Here is a 14,944-nt window from a genome sequence, read left to right on the forward strand (position 1 = left end):
CCCCGCGCGCCAGATTGGTGAGCCTGGTCCCGCCCGTCACGCCCCCATCCGTCGACACGGAGCCGGCCAGGGTGATCAGGTTCTTGGGATCTCCCGACTTGCCGTCGTAGGTCACCGCACGGTCGCCCAGGCTGCCGACGTTGTCGGCCACGGACTTGAGCTGGCTCACATTCACCGCGTCCGTGTCGGCCGCGCCCGCAGCCAGGTTGGTGAGCCGGCGTTCGGCGCCCGCGGAACCTATGCTCACCTCCCCCACCGGCGCTACCCCGGCCACCGCCGCCGTGCCCGACCGGTATGCGGACTCGGCCAGCGTCGCGCCATTGGCGAGCGCGTTGGCGCCCAGCGCCACGCTGCCGGCATGGCTGGCCTGGGCATCGCGACCCAGCGCCAATGCGTTGTCGGCCATGGTCCGCGCGTTGTAGCCCAGCGCCGTGCTGCCGGGGTTCTGGGCGTAGGCGTCGACAGGCGCCAACCCACGTTCGTTGGTGCGCGCGTAGCGGATGCCCAGGCCATTCGCATCCGTGTATGCCACGCTCGTGTCGCCGGTCAGGTTCGCCACGGTGCCGCCGAGGCTGGTGAGCGTGTCGCCCAGCGTCGTCACGGTGCCTCCCATGGTCGTCACCTTGTCCCCGAGGTTTGTCACGGTATCGCCCATGCTTGTTACCGTGCCACCCAGATTCGTCACGGTATTGCCCATGCCTGTCACCGTGTCGCCCAGATTGGTCACCGTATCGCCCATGGTCGTCACCCTGTCGCCCACCCGCAGCACGTCCTGGTTCGTCTCGTGTAGCTGCGAACCGTTCACCGCATCGGTGCTGGTGGCCGATACCGCCCCGCGCGCCAGATTGCTGAGCTTGGTCCCGCCCGTCGCCCCGCCGTCCGACGATGCAGGGCCGGCCAGGGTGATCAGGTCCTTCGGCTCACCAGCATCGCCGTCGTAGGTCGCCGCCCGGTCGTCCAATGCGTTCACCGCCTGATTCGTGGCATGGAGCTGCGAACCGTTGATGGCATCCGTGCTGAGAGCGCCGAGCCGCCCTGCCGCGACATTCGTGATGGAGCGCTCCGCGCCTGTGCTGCCCACGCTGACCGTGCTGGTGGGCGCCGACCCCGCGAACGAATAGGAGCGCCCCGCGATTGCGGCGCTGGACGTCCCGACGGCTGCCGCGGTCGCGGATCCCGCCCCCAGCGCGACGTCGTCCGAATTCGTCGCGACCGAATCGAACCCTAACGCCATGCTCCGCACCGCCAGCGCGTTGGCATCGTTGCCAACGGCCAACGCCGCGGCGCCCGTAGCCGCCGAACTATTGCCCAGCGTGACGGCCCCTGCTCCGGTGGCCCGATTGGCGTTGCCTAACGCCACCGAGTTTTCACCGGTCGCCGAGCTGTCGCGGCCGATGGCCACCGCGGAGAAGTTCCCTGTGGAGCCATCAGCCACGCTGCCGATGCCGATGGCCACGTCGCCATCGCGGCGCGCCTGCGCCCGCGTGCCAAGAGCGACGGAGTCAGCGCCCATGGCGCGAGACTCTCCGGCAATCGCGACTGCGCCAGGGCCCGATGCCTGCGCGCCAGCCGCCGCCGTGTTGGAAGACGTATTGCCGCCTATGGCTATGCTGCCGACCGCCGTGGCACGGGCCCATTGGCCCAGAGCGGTGGCGCCCTCTGCCATGGCTCCAGCTTGCATGCCCACAGCGGTGCTCCGGATTGCCGCGATCGCGGCAAAACCCAGGGCGGTCGCGCCATTGCCTTTCGCCGTCGCGTGAAAGCCCAAGACCTGCACGCCGGTGTAGTCTCCACCGTCGGCCTCGCAGCCGATCACGTTAGACCACTGGCCGGACCCGTCGGTAGCGTTCTTGCCCACGGGGTATCTCACTCCGTCCGGCCCCACGCCTGCTGGAGATTTGCAGGTCCCCGGTTGGTAAACGGCGGCGTTAGCCTCGGGCCCCGCAGCAATCAAGCCCACAAAAAGGGCCACCCCCGCAGCAACCGCCGTCAGGCGCGCAGCCTTCCGAACTGTTTTTCCGCTTGCCGCCGCGTCCGCGCCCCTGCTGATCCATACGTTCCTGAGTATCTTGTTCATGAATGGATGCTCCAGTTCAAAAACTCCAGGGAACCTCTCACCTCCGCGGCAGTTCTCACGGCCATGAAGAACCGGGAACACGCCGCGGCTGCTCTCACCATCCCGCTACGCCGGCGCTCAGGCCGAAACCAGACCGTCGCGCACTGCGCCAAACCAGCGGTCGATCTATTGATGAAGATGGAAAAGGAAATGAGCCGAGATCATCGCGAGACGCCTGGTCCGCCGGCGGAGGAGTCCCGCAGCAACTGCATCGGGTGATGCATTGAGGCCAAGACTACGGCGCGCGATTGCAATCGCACATTGCATTCGGGCCTATGGGACGTATCGGCCTGGACTACCTATACCGGCACGCCACTAGCGGGTATCACACAGAATTCAGATATCTGGCGCCCTGCCGTTACTAAACAAATGGACCGCTCATCCGTCCCAGGGTCGGCATGGGTTTGATGAGGAGCGGCTCCATGGATTTGCTGGCAGCGGTACGCATCTTTCTTCGCGTGGTGGAACGCGGAACGATCTCCGGCGCGGCGCGCGATCTCGACATGAGCCAGCCGTCCGTAAGCGAACGCATCGATAAGCTGGAGCGTTTTCTCAGCGCCCGTCTGTTGGTGCGAGGTTCTCGCAAATTGACCTGTACCGCCGAAGGCCGGACATTCTACGAACAGGGCAAGCATCTGCTGGATGCCGCCGAAATAACAATAAATTCAGTATCATTAAGCAATGATCAGATACAAGGAAGCCTGAGACTCGCCGCACCGCAGTGCCTGGGCGAGATCGTCATGCCCAAGGCTTTGATGAACGTGCGCGCAGCCCATCCTGAGCTGCACATGGACCTCACGTTGAGCGACGCCATCTCCGATCCGGTCATCGAAGGGGTCGACATCTCGCTGCGGCTGGGCCGGCTCGACGAAAACGGGGGCTATATCGCTTTTCCGCTCGGATGGGTGGGCCGCAAGTTGGTCGCGGCCCCCTCCTACCTTGCGGCCCACGGCCCCGTGGAAAGTCCGGCGGACCTGAGCTTCCACCCATTCATCCGCTTGAAGGCCGTTTTCACGAACGACCTGGTGCCGCTGATGGGCGATAGCGGGCTGGCGGTCCAAACGCGAATCAAGACCTCCATGACGGTTAGCCACTGGCGCCCGATGTACGATTTGATCCTCTCGGGCGGGGGCATCGGCATCTTGCAGCATCCCGCATGCGCCAGGGCGCTGGCGCAAGGACGCCTCGTGGAACTGTTGGACGGCTATCGCGTGCCGCCTCTTCCGCTCAATGCCTTGATTCCGCCCCTGCGGCCATTGCCGTTACGCGTGCGGGCAGTCCTCGATCTGCTGAAACGGGACATCCCGGCGCTGCTGCTGCCCGCTGTCTGAACGGGCCCAAGGCCGGCGCGCCATAGGGCATGAACGGCGCTTGCCCCATGCGCCGCCGGACCGTTCATCGGCGATGTTTTTCATCGCTATCCTGCGCGTTTTGCGTCTCGCTATACAGCGCCTGGCGCGCATTGTTACGCCGTGGTGCAACATTGACGCCCGTCAAAGCCATCTGCTAAAAGCTTCGGTATCCGCACGTTAAACGCAATGCCCCAACTGTCGTAGTGAGGTGGTGTGTGCAAAACGAGTCCGATGGCTACACCAAGCCTCAGGAGCTACGTAGTTTCCTGTTCCTGACGGCTGTCATGGCCCCCGTCCTGTCGGTCATCATCGTGGCAGGCTACGGTTTCCTGGTCTGGTTCTATCAGCTGATCGCCGGCCCCCCCGGTAGCTGATGCGACGCGACGGAACCCCTCCCATGTCCGCGTCCCCCCACTCCGCGCCGCTTGCGGCGCCGCCAGAGCTGCATATCGCCAGCATGGTGGTGCACGCCTCGCCGCGCCGCTTGCCCGACGTCCGCCTGGCGATTCTTGCGATCGCCGGCGCGGAAATCCATGGCGCCTCCGACACCGGGAAACTGGTGGTCACCCTGGAAGCCCCCTCCACCGACGACATGATGGCCCGGATCTCCGAGATCCAGCGCCTGGATGGCGTGCTGGCTTCGGCGCTGGTGTACCAGCATGCCGACTCGCTGGACGCGATGAACGAGGAGATTGACGATGGCAATGGCTCGTAGAGACTTCATCAAGCAATCCGCCGCCGCCGCGGCCGCGACGGTGGCCGGCATTCCCATCGTCGGCTACACGCAGAACATCGTCACCGAATCCGAGGCCGCCAAGCTCAAGTGGTCCAAGGCGCCCTGTAGGTTCTGCGGGACAGGCTGCGGCGTGAACGTCGCGGTGAAGGACAACCAGGTCGTGGCCACGCACGGCGATTTCAACGCCGAAGTAAACAAGGGCCTGAACTGCGTCAAGGGCTATTTCCTGTCCAAGATCATGTACGGCAACGACCGGCTGACCACGCCGCTCCTGCGCATGAAGGACGGCAAGTACGCCAAGGACGGCGAATTTGCCCCGGTGTCCTGGGACCAGGCCTTCGACGTCATGGCGGACCAGTTCAAGCGGGTGCTGAAGGACAAGGGTCCGGAAGCCGTGGGCATGTTCGGCTCGGGGCAGTGGACCATCTGGGAGGGCTACGCCGCGCTCAAACTGATGAAGGCCGGCTTCCGGACCAACAACCTGGACCCGAACGCGCGCCACTGCATGGCCTCGGCCGCGGTGGGCTTCATGCGCACCTTTGGCGCCGACGAGCCCATGGGCTGCTACGACGACATCGAAAACGCCGATGCCTTCGTGCTGTGGGGCTCCAACATGGCGGAGATGCACCCCATCCTGTGGACCCGCGTGACCGACCGCCGCTTGTCGGCGCCCAAGACCCGGGTGGTGGTGCTGTCCACCTTCGAGCACCGCTCCTACGAGCTGGCCGACAGTGCGCTGACGTTCACGCCGCAGACCGACCTGGCGATCCTGAACTACATTGCCAACCATATCATCCAGACCAAGCGCGTGAATCGCGACTTCGTCGACAAGCACACGGTGTTCCGCGAAGGCAATACCGACATCGGCTACGGGCTGCGCCCCGATCATCCCCTGCAAAAGGCTGCCAAGAACGCGGGCGACGCCGGCGGCTCCAAGCCGATGACCTTCGACGAATTCGCCAAGTTCGTCTCCAAGTACGACCTGGACTACACCGCCAAGCTGAGCGGCGTGCCCAAGAAGCAGCTGGAGGAGCTGGCCGAACTCTATGCCGACCCGAAGGTGCGCGTGACCTCGTTCTGGACCATGGGCTTCAACCAGCACACGCGCGGCGTATGGGCCAACAATATGGCCTACAACATCCATTTGCTGACCGGCAAGATCTCCACTCCGGGCAACAGCCCGTTCTCGCTGACCGGCCAGCCCTCCGCCTGTGGCACCGCCCGCGAAGTGGGCACGTTCTCGCACCGTCTGCCGGCCGACCTGGTGGTGACCAATCCCAAGCACCGCGCGCATGCCGAGGAAATCTGGCAACTGCCCGACGGCACCATCCCCAGCAAGGTGGGCGCGCATGCGGTGTTGCAGAACCGCATGCTCAAGGACGGCAAGATCAACGCCTATTGGGTGATGGTCAACAACAATATGCAGGCGGCAGCCAACCTGATGAACGAGGGGCTGCCCGGCTATCGCAACCCCGAGAACTTCATCGTGGTCTCGGACGCCTACCCCACGGTCACGACGATATCGGCCGACCTGATCCTGCCCACCGCCATGTGGGTGGAAAAGGAAGGCGCCTACGGCAATGCCGAAAGGCGCACCCAGTTCTGGCACCAGCTGGTCAACGCGCCGGGCGATGCCCGCTCGGACCTGTGGCAGCTGATGGAATTCTCCAAGCGCTTCAAGGTCGAGGAAGTCTGGCCCGCCGATCTGCTGGCCAAAAAGCCCGAGTACCGCGGCAAGACGCTGTTCGACGTGCTGTACGCCAACGGCAAGGTCAACCGTTATCCCAACACAGAGCGCGCCAAGGACTACGCCAACCAGGAGGCCGAGGCTTTCGGCTTCTATGCGCAGAAAGGGCTGTTCGAGGAATACGCCGAATTCGGCCGCGGCCACGGTCACGATCTGGCGCCGTTCGATACCTACCATGAAGTGCGCGGCCTGCGCTGGCCGGTGGTCAAGGGCAAGGAAACGCTGTGGCGCTACCGCGAAGGCAGCGACCCCTACGTGAAAGCGGGCGCCGGCTTCGAGTTCTACGGCAACCCGGACGGCCGCGCGGTGATCTACGCCCTGCCCTATGAACCGCCCGCGGAATCGCCGGACAAGGAATACCCGTTCTGGCTGTCCACCGGACGCGTCCTGGAACACTGGCACTCCGGCTCGATGACACGGCGGGTGCCGGAGCTGTACCGCGCCTTTCCCAACGCGGTCTGTTTCATGCACCCCGATGACGCCCAGGAAATGGGCCTGCGGCGCGGCGTCGAAGTCGAGGTCGTATCGCGCCGCGGCAAGATGCGCACCCGTCTGGAGACCCGCGGCCGTGACAAGCCGCCGCGCGGCCTGGTCTTCGTGCCCTGGTTCGACGCCGGCCAGCTGATCAACAAGGTCACGCTGGACGCCACCGATCCGATCTCGTTCCAGACCGACTTCAAGAAGTGCGCGGTCAAGATCGTCAAGGTCTGAAAGGCGAACCGGAGACAGCCATGAACCTACGCGCCCTTACTCTCGCGACGTGCGTCATCCTTGGTTCGGCCGCCTGGGCGGCGCCGCCGCTGGAGGTCGAAGACCCCATGCGCGGCCCCACCCCGGTCGCGCAGGAGACCGATCCGCCGCTCATCAGTCCGGTCGAAAACAAGGACATCAAGCGGATGCGTACCTATTCCATGCAGCCGCCCACCATTCCGCACAAGATCGACGGCTACCAGATCGACAAGGATTTCAACCGTTGCCTGGCCTGTCACGCCCGCGTGAATACCGAGGAAACCCAGGCCCCGCCCCTGAGCGTGACCCACTACATGGACCGCGACAGCAACGTGCTGGCGGAAGTCTCGCCGCGCCGCTACTTCTGTGTGCAATGCCACGTGCCGCAGACCGAGGCCAAGCCGCTGGTGTCCAATACCTACCAGGACATCGATGTGATCCTCAAGCGCCTGACCGCCCCGGCGCCCGCCAAGAAGTAAGCGACCGGAGGCAGCCATGCTCGGACTCATCAAACGCTACTGGAACATCATCCGACGGCCCAGCGTGCATTTCAGCCTGGGCTTCCTGACGGTCGGCGGATTCATTGGCGGCATCCTGTTCTGGGGCGCCTTCAACACCGCCATGGAACTCACCAACACCGAGAAGTTCTGCACCGGCTGCCATGAGATGCGCGACAACGTGTACGCCGAGTTGAAGGGCACGATCCACTTCACCAACCGTTCCGGCGTGCGGGCGCTGTGCTCGGACTGCCACGTGCCGCACAACTGGACCGACAAGATCGCGCGCAAGATGCAGGCGTCCAAGGAAGTGTGGGGCAAGATCTTCGGCACCATCGACACGCGCGAGAAATTCGTCGAAAAGCGCCTGGAACTGGCCCAGCACGAATGGGCGCGCTTCAAGGCCAACGATTCGCTGGAATGCCGCAACTGCCACAACTACGAGTACATGGACTTCACGCGCCAGAGCCCGCGCGCGCAGAACATGCATTCCACCTATCTGGCGGACAAGAGCAAGACCTGCATCGATTGCCACAAGGGCATCGCCCACAAGCTGCCCAATATGGGTCCGGGCCCCACCTCGATGGCGCCCGACCCGGCCGGCCCGGCCAAGGAAGTGGCGCATGCGGCCCGCTGACGCGCCGCTGCCCATGCTTTGCGCGCGCGGCCTCGCCAGCCGCCGCGGCCATTGCGCGCCCGTGGATTTCGACCTGCATGGCGGCCAGCTGCTGCACGTGCGCGGCGCCAACGGCAGCGGCAAGACCAGCCTGCTGCGCACGCTGGCGGGGCTGCTGCGGCCGATGGCGGGCAGCGTGCTGTGGCGCGGCGGCGATGCGCGCCGCAATCCCGCGGACTACCGCGCCTGCATGACCTACCTGGGACATGGCAATGGCCTGTGCGGCGAACTGAGCGCGGCCGAAAACCTGCGCTACGCCCTGCACGTCGCCGGCACCCCGCAGGCGGAAACGCGGCTGTCGGACACCTTGCGCGCATGGCGCCTGGAGTCCTGCGCCGATGCTCCCGCCCTGCGCCTGTCCCAGGGCCAGGGCCGACGGCTGGCGCTGGCCGCCGTGGTGCTCGGCGCCAAGCCGCTGTGGCTGCTGGACGAGCCCGACGCCGGCCTGGACGCTGCCAGCCTGGAGCAGTTGCGGCGGGCGCTGGCAACCCACCTGGCGGCCGGCGGCGCCGCCGTGCTCGCCTCGCACCGCGAGCCGGGCACCGCCACCGCACACACCCAAACCCTGAACATGGATGACTACGCGGATGCTGGCTACGCTGTCGCAGTTGGCATTGCGTGAAATCCGCCTGGCCTGGCGACGGCCCGCGGACACGCTGGGCGCCACCCTGTTCTTCATCGTGGCCGGCACGCTGTTCCCCCTGGCGGTCGGTCCCGACCCCGCGCTGCTGCTGGCCATCGGGCCGGGTGTGCTGTGGGTCTGCGCCCTGCTGGGCATCCTGCTGACGCTGAACCGCCCCTTCGCCCAGGATTACGACAGCGGCGCGCTTGAGCAACTGCTGGTGTCGCCGCATCCGCTGCCGCTGCTGGTGGGCGCGAAGCTGGCGGCGCATTGGTTCAGCAGCTGCCTCCCTTTGATCCTGGCCAGCCCGGTGCTGGCCCTGCAGTTCGGCCTGTCGCCGCAGGCCATCGGCATCCTGGCGCTGTCCCTGCTGCTGGGCACGCCGACGCTGGCGCTGGTGGGCGGACTGGGCGCGGCGCTGACGCTGGGCCTGCGCGGCGGCGCACTGCTGCCGCTGCTGGTGCTGCCGCTGTACGTGCCGGTACTGATCTTCGGCGCGGGCGCGGTGTCGGCCTCGCATGCCGGCATGGGCGCCGGGCCGCAATTGTCGCTGCTGGGCGCATGCCTGTGCCTGGCCATCCTGTTGTGCCCCTGGAGCGCCTCGGCGGCGCTGCGCGTGGCGCTGGACTGAGGACGCCATGCACAAGCACCCTGCACTGGACGCCTATCCGCCCGCCGCCGCAGCGGGCGCGGGCTGGCTGCGATACGCCGCGCCCGCCGCCTTCTATCCGCTGGCCGGCCGGATGATTCCCTGGCTGGCGCTGGGCGCCGCGCTGTTCGCAGCCGCGGGCCTGTACGTGGGGCTGGTGGTGGCGCCCACCGACAGCCAGCAAGGCGAGGTCTACCGCATCCTGTTCATCCACGTCGGGGCGGCGTGGATGTCGATGTTCCTGTACCTGGTCATGGCGCTGTACGCCGCGCTGGGGCTGATCTTCAATACCCGCTTGTCGTTCATGATGATGCGGGCGCTCGCGCCCACCGGCGCGCTGTTCACCTTCCTGACCCTGTGGACCGGCGCGCTGTGGGGCAAGCCCACCTGGGGCGCCTGGTGGGTCTGGGACGCGCGGCTCACGTCCGAACTGATACTGCTGTTCCTGTACCTGGGCTTCATGGCCTTGCAGGCGGCGGCCGATGACGACACGCAGCGGGCCGACCGCGGCGGCGCCATCCTGGTGCTGGCCGGCGTGATCAACGTGCCCATCATTTATTTTTCGGTGCGCTGGTGGAGCACCCTGCACCAGGGCGCTTCTATCAATCTCACCACCGCACCCAGCATGGCCCACATCATGGTGACGTCGATGCTGCTGATGGTGGCGGCGTTCTGGCTCTACAGCGCGGCGGCGGCGCTGGCGCGCGTGCGCGGCATCATCGCCGAACGCGAGCCGGGCGCAGTCCGCGCGGGCCGCACACGGCGGGAGGCACCATGAGCTGGGAAGCGCTGTTCTCGCTGCAGGGCCACAGCCCCTACCTGCTGGGCGCCTATGGCGTGACGCTGGCCCTGATCGGCCTGGAAGCCGCGCTATTGTGGCGCCGCAGCCGCGCGCGGCGCGCAGCGCAGCAAACCGCCAGGCGCGTGGACGGGACAGCGCCATGAGCCCGCGCAAACGCCGCGCCTTGGCCATCGTCGGCGGCCTGGGGCTGCTGGCCGCCGCCGCAGCGCTGGTGCTCAACGCCCTGCAATCCAACCTGGTGTTCTTCTTCAGTCCCACACAGGTGGTGGCCAGGGAGGCGCCGACCAGCGGCAGCTTCCGCGTCGGCGGCCTGGTGGAGCAAGGATCGCTGCGCCGCGAGGCCGACGGCCTGACGCTGCGCTTCGTGGTGACGGACACCGCGCACACCGTGCCGGTGACGTACCAGGGCCTGTTGCCCGACCTGTTCCGCGAGGGCAAGGGCGTGGTGGTGGCCGGCAAGCTGGGGCCGGACGGCGTGTTCCGCGCGACCGAGGTGCTGGCCAAGCACGACGAGAACTACATGCCGCCCGAGGCTGCCGACGCGCTCAAGCGCGCGGGCGCCGGGGCCAACTCCATGCGCGCGGAGGCGCAATGATTCCCGAGATCGGCCTGTTCAGCTTGATCCTGGCGCTGCTGGTGGCGCTGGCGCAAGGGGTGCTGCCGCTGGTGGGCGCCGCCACCGGCTGGCAGGCGGGGCTGCGGGTGGCGCGGCCGGCCGCCATCGGCCAATTCGGCCTGACCACGGTGGCCATCGGCTGCCTGGCCTGGACTTTCGTGGACAACGATTTTTCCGTGCTGTACGTGGCCGCCAATTCGCATGCGGACCTGCCTGCCGCTTACCGCTTCGCGGCGGTCTGGGGCGGGCATGAAGGATCGCTGCTGCTGTGGCTGTACCTGCTGACCGCCTGGACCCTGGCCGTGGCGCTGTGCAGCCGCCGCCTGCCCCTGCCCTTCATCGGCCGCGTGCTGGCGGTGATGGGCTGGATCAGCGTGGGCTTCCTGCTGTTCCTGCTGTTCCTGTCCAATCCCTTCGAACGCCTGATGCCGCCGGCCATGGCGGGCCGCGATCTGAATCCGCTATTGCAGGATCCAGGGATGATCGTGCATCCACCGATGCTGTACATGGGCTACGTGGGCTTTTCCGTGGCCTTCGCCTTCGCCATCGCGGCGCTGCTGTCGGGCGAACTGGACGCCATGTGGGCGCGCTGGGTGCGCCCCTGGACACTGGCCGCATGGACCTTCCTGACCATAGGAATCCTGCTGGGCAGCGCCTGGGCGTATTACGTGCTGGGCTGGGGCGGCTGGTGGTTCTGGGATCCGGTGGAGAACGCGTCATTCATGCCCTGGCTGGCGGGGACCGCGCTGATCCACTCGCTGATCGTGACCGAGAGGCGCGGCGCCTTCCGCAGCTGGACCGTGCTGCTGGCCATCTGCACCTTCTCGCTCAGCATCCTGGGGACTTTCCTGGTGCGCTCCGGCGTACTGACTTCCGTGCACGCGTTCGCGGTGGATCCGGGCCGCGGCCTGTACATACTGGGATTCATGCTGGTGATCGTGGGCGGATCGCTGGCGCTCTATGCCTGGCGCGCGCCCACGGTAGGCTTGGGCGGCGGATTCTCGCTGCTGTCGCGCGAGTCCCTGCTGCTGTCCAACAATGTGGTGCTGACCGTGGCGGCCGGCTCGGTGCTGCTGGGCACGCTCTACCCCGTGGTGTTGGACGTGCTGGAGTGGGGCAAGATCTCCATCGGCCCGCCCTATTTCGAAGCCGTGTTCGTGCCGCTGATGACGCCCGCGATATTCCTGATGGGCGTCGGCCCGGTGGCGCGCTGGAAGCAGGCGGAACTGCCCGACCTGGGCCGCCGCCTGCGCATCGCCTTCGCGGTCAGCGTGGCGACTGCGCTGCTGCTGCCGCTGGCCATGCCGGGCCCGGCGCGTCTGGGTTCGCCCAAGGTGATGCTGGGGCTGTGGCTGGCAGCGTGGTCGGTCGCGAGCGCCGCCGTCCATGCCTGGCAGCGCCTGACGGACGGCGACGGCCATTGGCTGCGCCGGCTGGGCCGCCAGCCGCGCTCCTGGTACGGCATGCTGCTGGCGCACGCGGGCGTGGGCATCTTCATCGCCGGGGTCACGCTGGCCAACGGCTACGAGGTCAAGCAGGAGCTGCGCATGGAGATAGGCTCCACCCAGGAAGCCGGCGGCTACGCGTTCACCTTTGCCAGCATCAGCCCGGCCGCCGGCCCCAACTACAGCGCCCAGCGCGCCGCGTTCCCGGTGACCCGCGACGGCAAGCCGGTGCTCACCCTCTATCCGGAAAAACGTCTCTACACGGTGCAGGACATGGCCTTGAGCCAGGCCGACATCGACAGCGGCTTTACCCGCGACCTATTCGTGGCGCTGGGCGACCCTGTGGGCGACAAAGCCTGGACGGTGCGCCTGCAGGTCAAGCCCTTCATGACCTGGATCTGGACTGGCTGCATCCTGATGGCGCTGGGCGGCCTGCTGGCGGCCGGCGACAAGCGCTACCGCCGTGCGCAGGAACAGGCGCGTGCGCCGCAACCGGCCATGGCCGGCGCCGCGCGGGCCACGCGGGAGGGAGCCTGATGCTGCGCTACCTGGTGCCGCTGGCAGCTTTTCTTGCAATGGCCGTGTTCCTGGCGATGGGCCTGTCGCGCGACCCGCGGGCAGTCCCCTCGGCCATGATAGACAAGCCCGCCCCCGCCATCGGCCTGCCCGTGCTGCTGACGCCCGGCCAGAAGCTGGAGGTGCAGTCGCTGCGCGGCCAGGTGTGGCTGCTGAACGTATGGGCGTCCTGGTGCGGGCCGTGCAAAGACGAGCTGCCCGTGCTGCGCGAGGCCGCCCGCCGCCACGGCATTCCGCTGTACGGCTTGAACTACAAGGACAAGCCGGAAGACGCCGAAGCCTGGCTGGCGCGCAACGGCAATCCCTACATCGCGTCCGCCAGCGACATCGACGGCCGCGTTGGCATCGAGTATGGCGTCTACGGCGTGCCCGAGACCTTCGTGATCGACCGCGACGGCCGCATCCGCTACAAGCAGCTGGGCCTGATCACGCCCGAGATCTGGCGCGACCGGATCCAGCCCAAGATAGAGGCGCTGCGATGATCCGGCTGCCCGCCCTGCTGTGCCGCCTGCTGCACGATCCGTGCCGGGCCAGGCTCTACACCCTGATACGCGCTGGGCTCTGCGCCCTTCTGCTGGCCCTGCCCGCCGCCGCTCGCGCCCAGGTCCACGCCGCCGCCGCGCAGCCGTTGCCGCCTGTCCTGGAACAACGCGCCGACAAGCTGGCCCACGGGCTGCGCTGTCTGGTGTGCCAGAACCAGACCCTGGCCGAGTCGAACGCGCCACTGGCCCAGGACATGCGCAAGCTGATCCGCGATCAATTGGCCGCGGGCCGCAGCGACGCGCAGATCATGCGTTTCTTCGAAGACCGCTATGGCGACTTCGTACGCTATGACCCGCCCTTCAAACCCATCACCTGGCTGCTGTGGCTGGGGCCGTTCGCCCTGCTGGCGCTGGGTTTCTTCGTGCTGCTGCGCACCTTGAAGCGCCGCGCCGGCGCGCGCGCGCCCCTGACCGCCGACGAACGCGAGCGCGCCGCCCGCTTCCTGGATACCGGATCATGACGTCGCTCTGGCTCATCGTGGTGCTCTTGCTGCTGGCGACGCTGCTCTGCCTGATCCCGCCCTTGCTGCGCCGCGCGCCAGCCGCGGAACCGGCCTCCGAAGCCAACGTGCGCGATTTCTATCTGGCGCAGCGCGAACAACTGCGGCGCGACCTGAACAACGGCAGCCTCAGCGCCGCCGCAATAGTGCGCGCGGAGGAAGAGCTGCAACGCGACCTGCTGCAGGATCTGGAATTGCGGCGGACCCGCAGCGCATCCTGGGCCGGGCAGCGCGCGGGAGTCGCGGCCGCCTGCCTGCTGACCGTGCTGATTCCGGTGGCCGCCGTGCTGCTGTACGGCCATTTGGGCAATCCGCGCGCAGCGGCCAGCGCCGGCGCGGGGCAGCTGGTCGAACCGCATGCCGCGGAAACCGCCAATGACATGACACTGGCCATCAATGCGCTGGCCCAACGGCTGCGGACAGCGCCGGATGACGCGGACGGCTGGTACGTGCTGGCGCGCTCGTATGAAACCCTGGGACGCTACACCGACGCGGTGGCCGCCTATCAACAAGTGCTACGCCTGGTGCCGGGGCAGCCCGCGGTCCTGGCCGATCTGGCCGACGCGCTGCTTTCAGCCAACCAGGGCAATCCCGACGAAGCCTCCATCGCCGCGGTGGCGCAAGCGTTGGCCGCGCAGCCGGACCAACCCAAGGCCCTGGCCCTGGCCGGCATGATGGCGCTGCGCCGCGGCGACGCAGCCGAGGCGCTGGCGCACTGGGAACGCCTGCAAGCTCAATTGCCGCCGGACTCGGAAGCGGCGCGGCAGATCCAGTCGAACATCGCGCAGGCGCGCGCCATGGCGGCCGCGCCTGCTGGAGCATCCGCCGTGAGGCCTGCCGGAGCATCTGCCGGGACGGCGGCGGCGCCATCCGCAGGCTCCGCGCCAGCTTCGGCCTCCACGCCCCCCGCCGCCGGCTCGGCGCCCGCGCCTACCGCCGCCGCGTCCGCCGCCCGCATCAGCGGACGCGCAAGCATCGCCGACGCGCTGCGCAGCCGGGTTCAACCCACCGATACCGTGTTCATCCTGGCGCGTCCCGAGGAAGGGTCGCGCATGCCGCTGGCCATCCTGCGCATGCAGGTATCCGACCTGCCCCGGGACTTCGTGCTGGACGACAGCAGCGCCATGTCGCCCGACGCGCCCCTGTCGCGCGCCGGCAAGGTGCGAGTGGAGATCCGGGTCAGCCGGTCCGGCACGGCGGCGGCCCGGCCGGGCGACCTGGGCGGCGTGCTATCCGGCGTCGGCGTCCATGCCAGCGGGCTGGAACTGGTGGCCGACGCCGTCGTACCCTAGGCCGGACCGTCATTCGGGACAGGCCAGCCGCGCATTTTCATGCCAGG

General features: G+C 67.5%; 16 protein-coding genes. 15 read left to right on the forward strand and 1 reads right to left on the reverse strand.

What is annotated here, in order from left to right; genetic code table 11:
* Nucleotides 1-1,870, reverse strand: a 1,870-nt coding sequence (locus tag WBB14_RS08225; RefSeq protein ID WP_424239394.1) for a YadA family autotransporter adhesin, incomplete at its 3' end; no start/stop codon positions are given.
* 668 nt (nucleotides 1,871-2,538) lie between these two features.
* Here WBB14_RS08225 and WBB14_RS08230 point away from each other — a divergent pair.
* From WBB14_RS08230 to ccmI, 15 genes are all read left to right on the forward strand, one after another.
* On the forward strand, nucleotides 2,539-3,447 hold the full coding sequence (locus WBB14_RS08230; RefSeq protein WP_424239395.1) for a LysR family transcriptional regulator: 909 nt from the start codon (nucleotides 2,539-2,541) through the stop codon (nucleotides 3,445-3,447).
* 236 nt (nucleotides 3,448-3,683) lie between these two features.
* Entirely contained in the window at nucleotides 3,684-3,842 is a 159-nt protein-coding gene (napE, locus tag WBB14_RS08235; RefSeq protein WP_013393095.1) for a periplasmic nitrate reductase, NapE protein, read from the forward strand.
* 23 nt (nucleotides 3,843-3,865) lie between these two features.
* The gene (locus WBB14_RS08240; RefSeq protein WP_332014771.1) at nucleotides 3,866-4,183 is read left to right on the forward strand and encodes a chaperone NapD; all 318 of its coding nucleotides are present in this window, start codon (nucleotides 3,866-3,868) and stop codon (nucleotides 4,181-4,183) included.
* Nucleotides 4,167-6,662 (forward strand): periplasmic nitrate reductase subunit alpha, encoded by a 2,496-nt coding sequence (gene napA / locus WBB14_RS08245; protein WP_424239396.1) that lies wholly within the window; start codon nucleotides 4,167-4,169, stop codon nucleotides 6,660-6,662. The genes WBB14_RS08240 and napA overlap by 17 nt, the downstream gene beginning before the upstream one ends.
* 20 nt (nucleotides 6,663-6,682) lie before the next feature.
* The gene (locus WBB14_RS08250) at nucleotides 6,683-7,159 is read left to right on the forward strand and encodes a nitrate reductase cytochrome c-type subunit (protein ID WP_332014769.1); all 477 of its coding nucleotides are present in this window, start codon (nucleotides 6,683-6,685) and stop codon (nucleotides 7,157-7,159) included.
* A gap of 16 nt (nucleotides 7,160-7,175) precedes the next feature.
* Nucleotides 7,176-7,814 carry a cytochrome c3 family protein gene (locus WBB14_RS08255; RefSeq protein WP_424239397.1) on the forward strand — a complete coding sequence of 213 codons (639 nt, stop codon included), beginning with the start codon at nucleotides 7,176-7,178 and terminating at the stop codon, nucleotides 7,812-7,814.
* Complete coding sequence (gene ccmA / locus WBB14_RS08260; protein WP_424239398.1) at nucleotides 7,801-8,475, forward strand: heme ABC exporter ATP-binding protein CcmA; 675 nt, start codon at nucleotides 7,801-7,803, stop codon at nucleotides 8,473-8,475. Before WBB14_RS08255 ends, ccmA begins: the two co-directional genes overlap by 14 nt.
* The gene (ccmB, locus tag WBB14_RS08265) at nucleotides 8,441-9,106 is read left to right on the forward strand and encodes a heme exporter protein CcmB (RefSeq protein ID WP_424239429.1); all 666 of its coding nucleotides are present in this window, start codon (nucleotides 8,441-8,443) and stop codon (nucleotides 9,104-9,106) included. Before ccmA ends, ccmB begins: the two co-directional genes overlap by 35 nt.
* 7 nt (nucleotides 9,107-9,113) lie before the next feature.
* Nucleotides 9,114-9,902, forward strand: a complete 789-nt coding sequence (ccmC, locus tag WBB14_RS08270) for a heme ABC transporter permease CcmC (RefSeq protein WP_424239399.1) — start codon at nucleotides 9,114-9,116, stop codon at nucleotides 9,900-9,902.
* Nucleotides 9,899-10,069: a heme exporter protein CcmD gene (gene ccmD, locus WBB14_RS08275; RefSeq protein ID WP_332013968.1), complete on the forward strand. Its 171-nt coding sequence runs from the start codon at nucleotides 9,899-9,901 to the stop codon at nucleotides 10,067-10,069. Before ccmC ends, ccmD begins: the two co-directional genes overlap by 4 nt.
* Nucleotides 10,066-10,521, forward strand: coding sequence for a cytochrome c maturation protein CcmE (ccmE, locus tag WBB14_RS08280; protein WP_424239400.1), 456 nt, complete (start codon nucleotides 10,066-10,068; stop codon nucleotides 10,519-10,521). Before ccmD ends, ccmE begins: the two co-directional genes overlap by 4 nt.
* Nucleotides 10,518-12,524, forward strand: a complete 2,007-nt coding sequence (locus WBB14_RS08285; RefSeq protein ID WP_424239401.1) for a heme lyase CcmF/NrfE family subunit — start codon at nucleotides 10,518-10,520, stop codon at nucleotides 12,522-12,524. Before ccmE ends, WBB14_RS08285 begins: the two co-directional genes overlap by 4 nt.
* The gene (locus WBB14_RS08290; protein WP_424239402.1) at nucleotides 12,524-13,045 is read left to right on the forward strand and encodes a DsbE family thiol:disulfide interchange protein; all 522 of its coding nucleotides are present in this window, start codon (nucleotides 12,524-12,526) and stop codon (nucleotides 13,043-13,045) included. The genes WBB14_RS08285 and WBB14_RS08290 overlap by 1 nt, the downstream gene beginning before the upstream one ends.
* Nucleotides 13,042-13,566 carry a cytochrome c-type biogenesis protein gene (locus WBB14_RS08295; protein WP_424239403.1) on the forward strand — a complete coding sequence of 175 codons (525 nt, stop codon included), beginning with the start codon at nucleotides 13,042-13,044 and terminating at the stop codon, nucleotides 13,564-13,566. The genes WBB14_RS08290 and WBB14_RS08295 overlap by 4 nt, the downstream gene beginning before the upstream one ends.
* Nucleotides 13,563-14,897 (forward strand): c-type cytochrome biogenesis protein CcmI, encoded by a 1,335-nt coding sequence (gene ccmI, locus WBB14_RS08300; RefSeq protein ID WP_424239404.1) that lies wholly within the window; start codon nucleotides 13,563-13,565, stop codon nucleotides 14,895-14,897. The genes WBB14_RS08295 and ccmI overlap by 4 nt, the downstream gene beginning before the upstream one ends.
* The last annotated feature ends 47 nt before the right edge of the window (nucleotides 14,898-14,944 follow it).

Source organism: Achromobacter sp., from assembly GCF_049647645.1.
Taxonomy (GTDB): Bacteria; Pseudomonadota; Gammaproteobacteria; order Burkholderiales; family Burkholderiaceae_B; genus Achromobacter.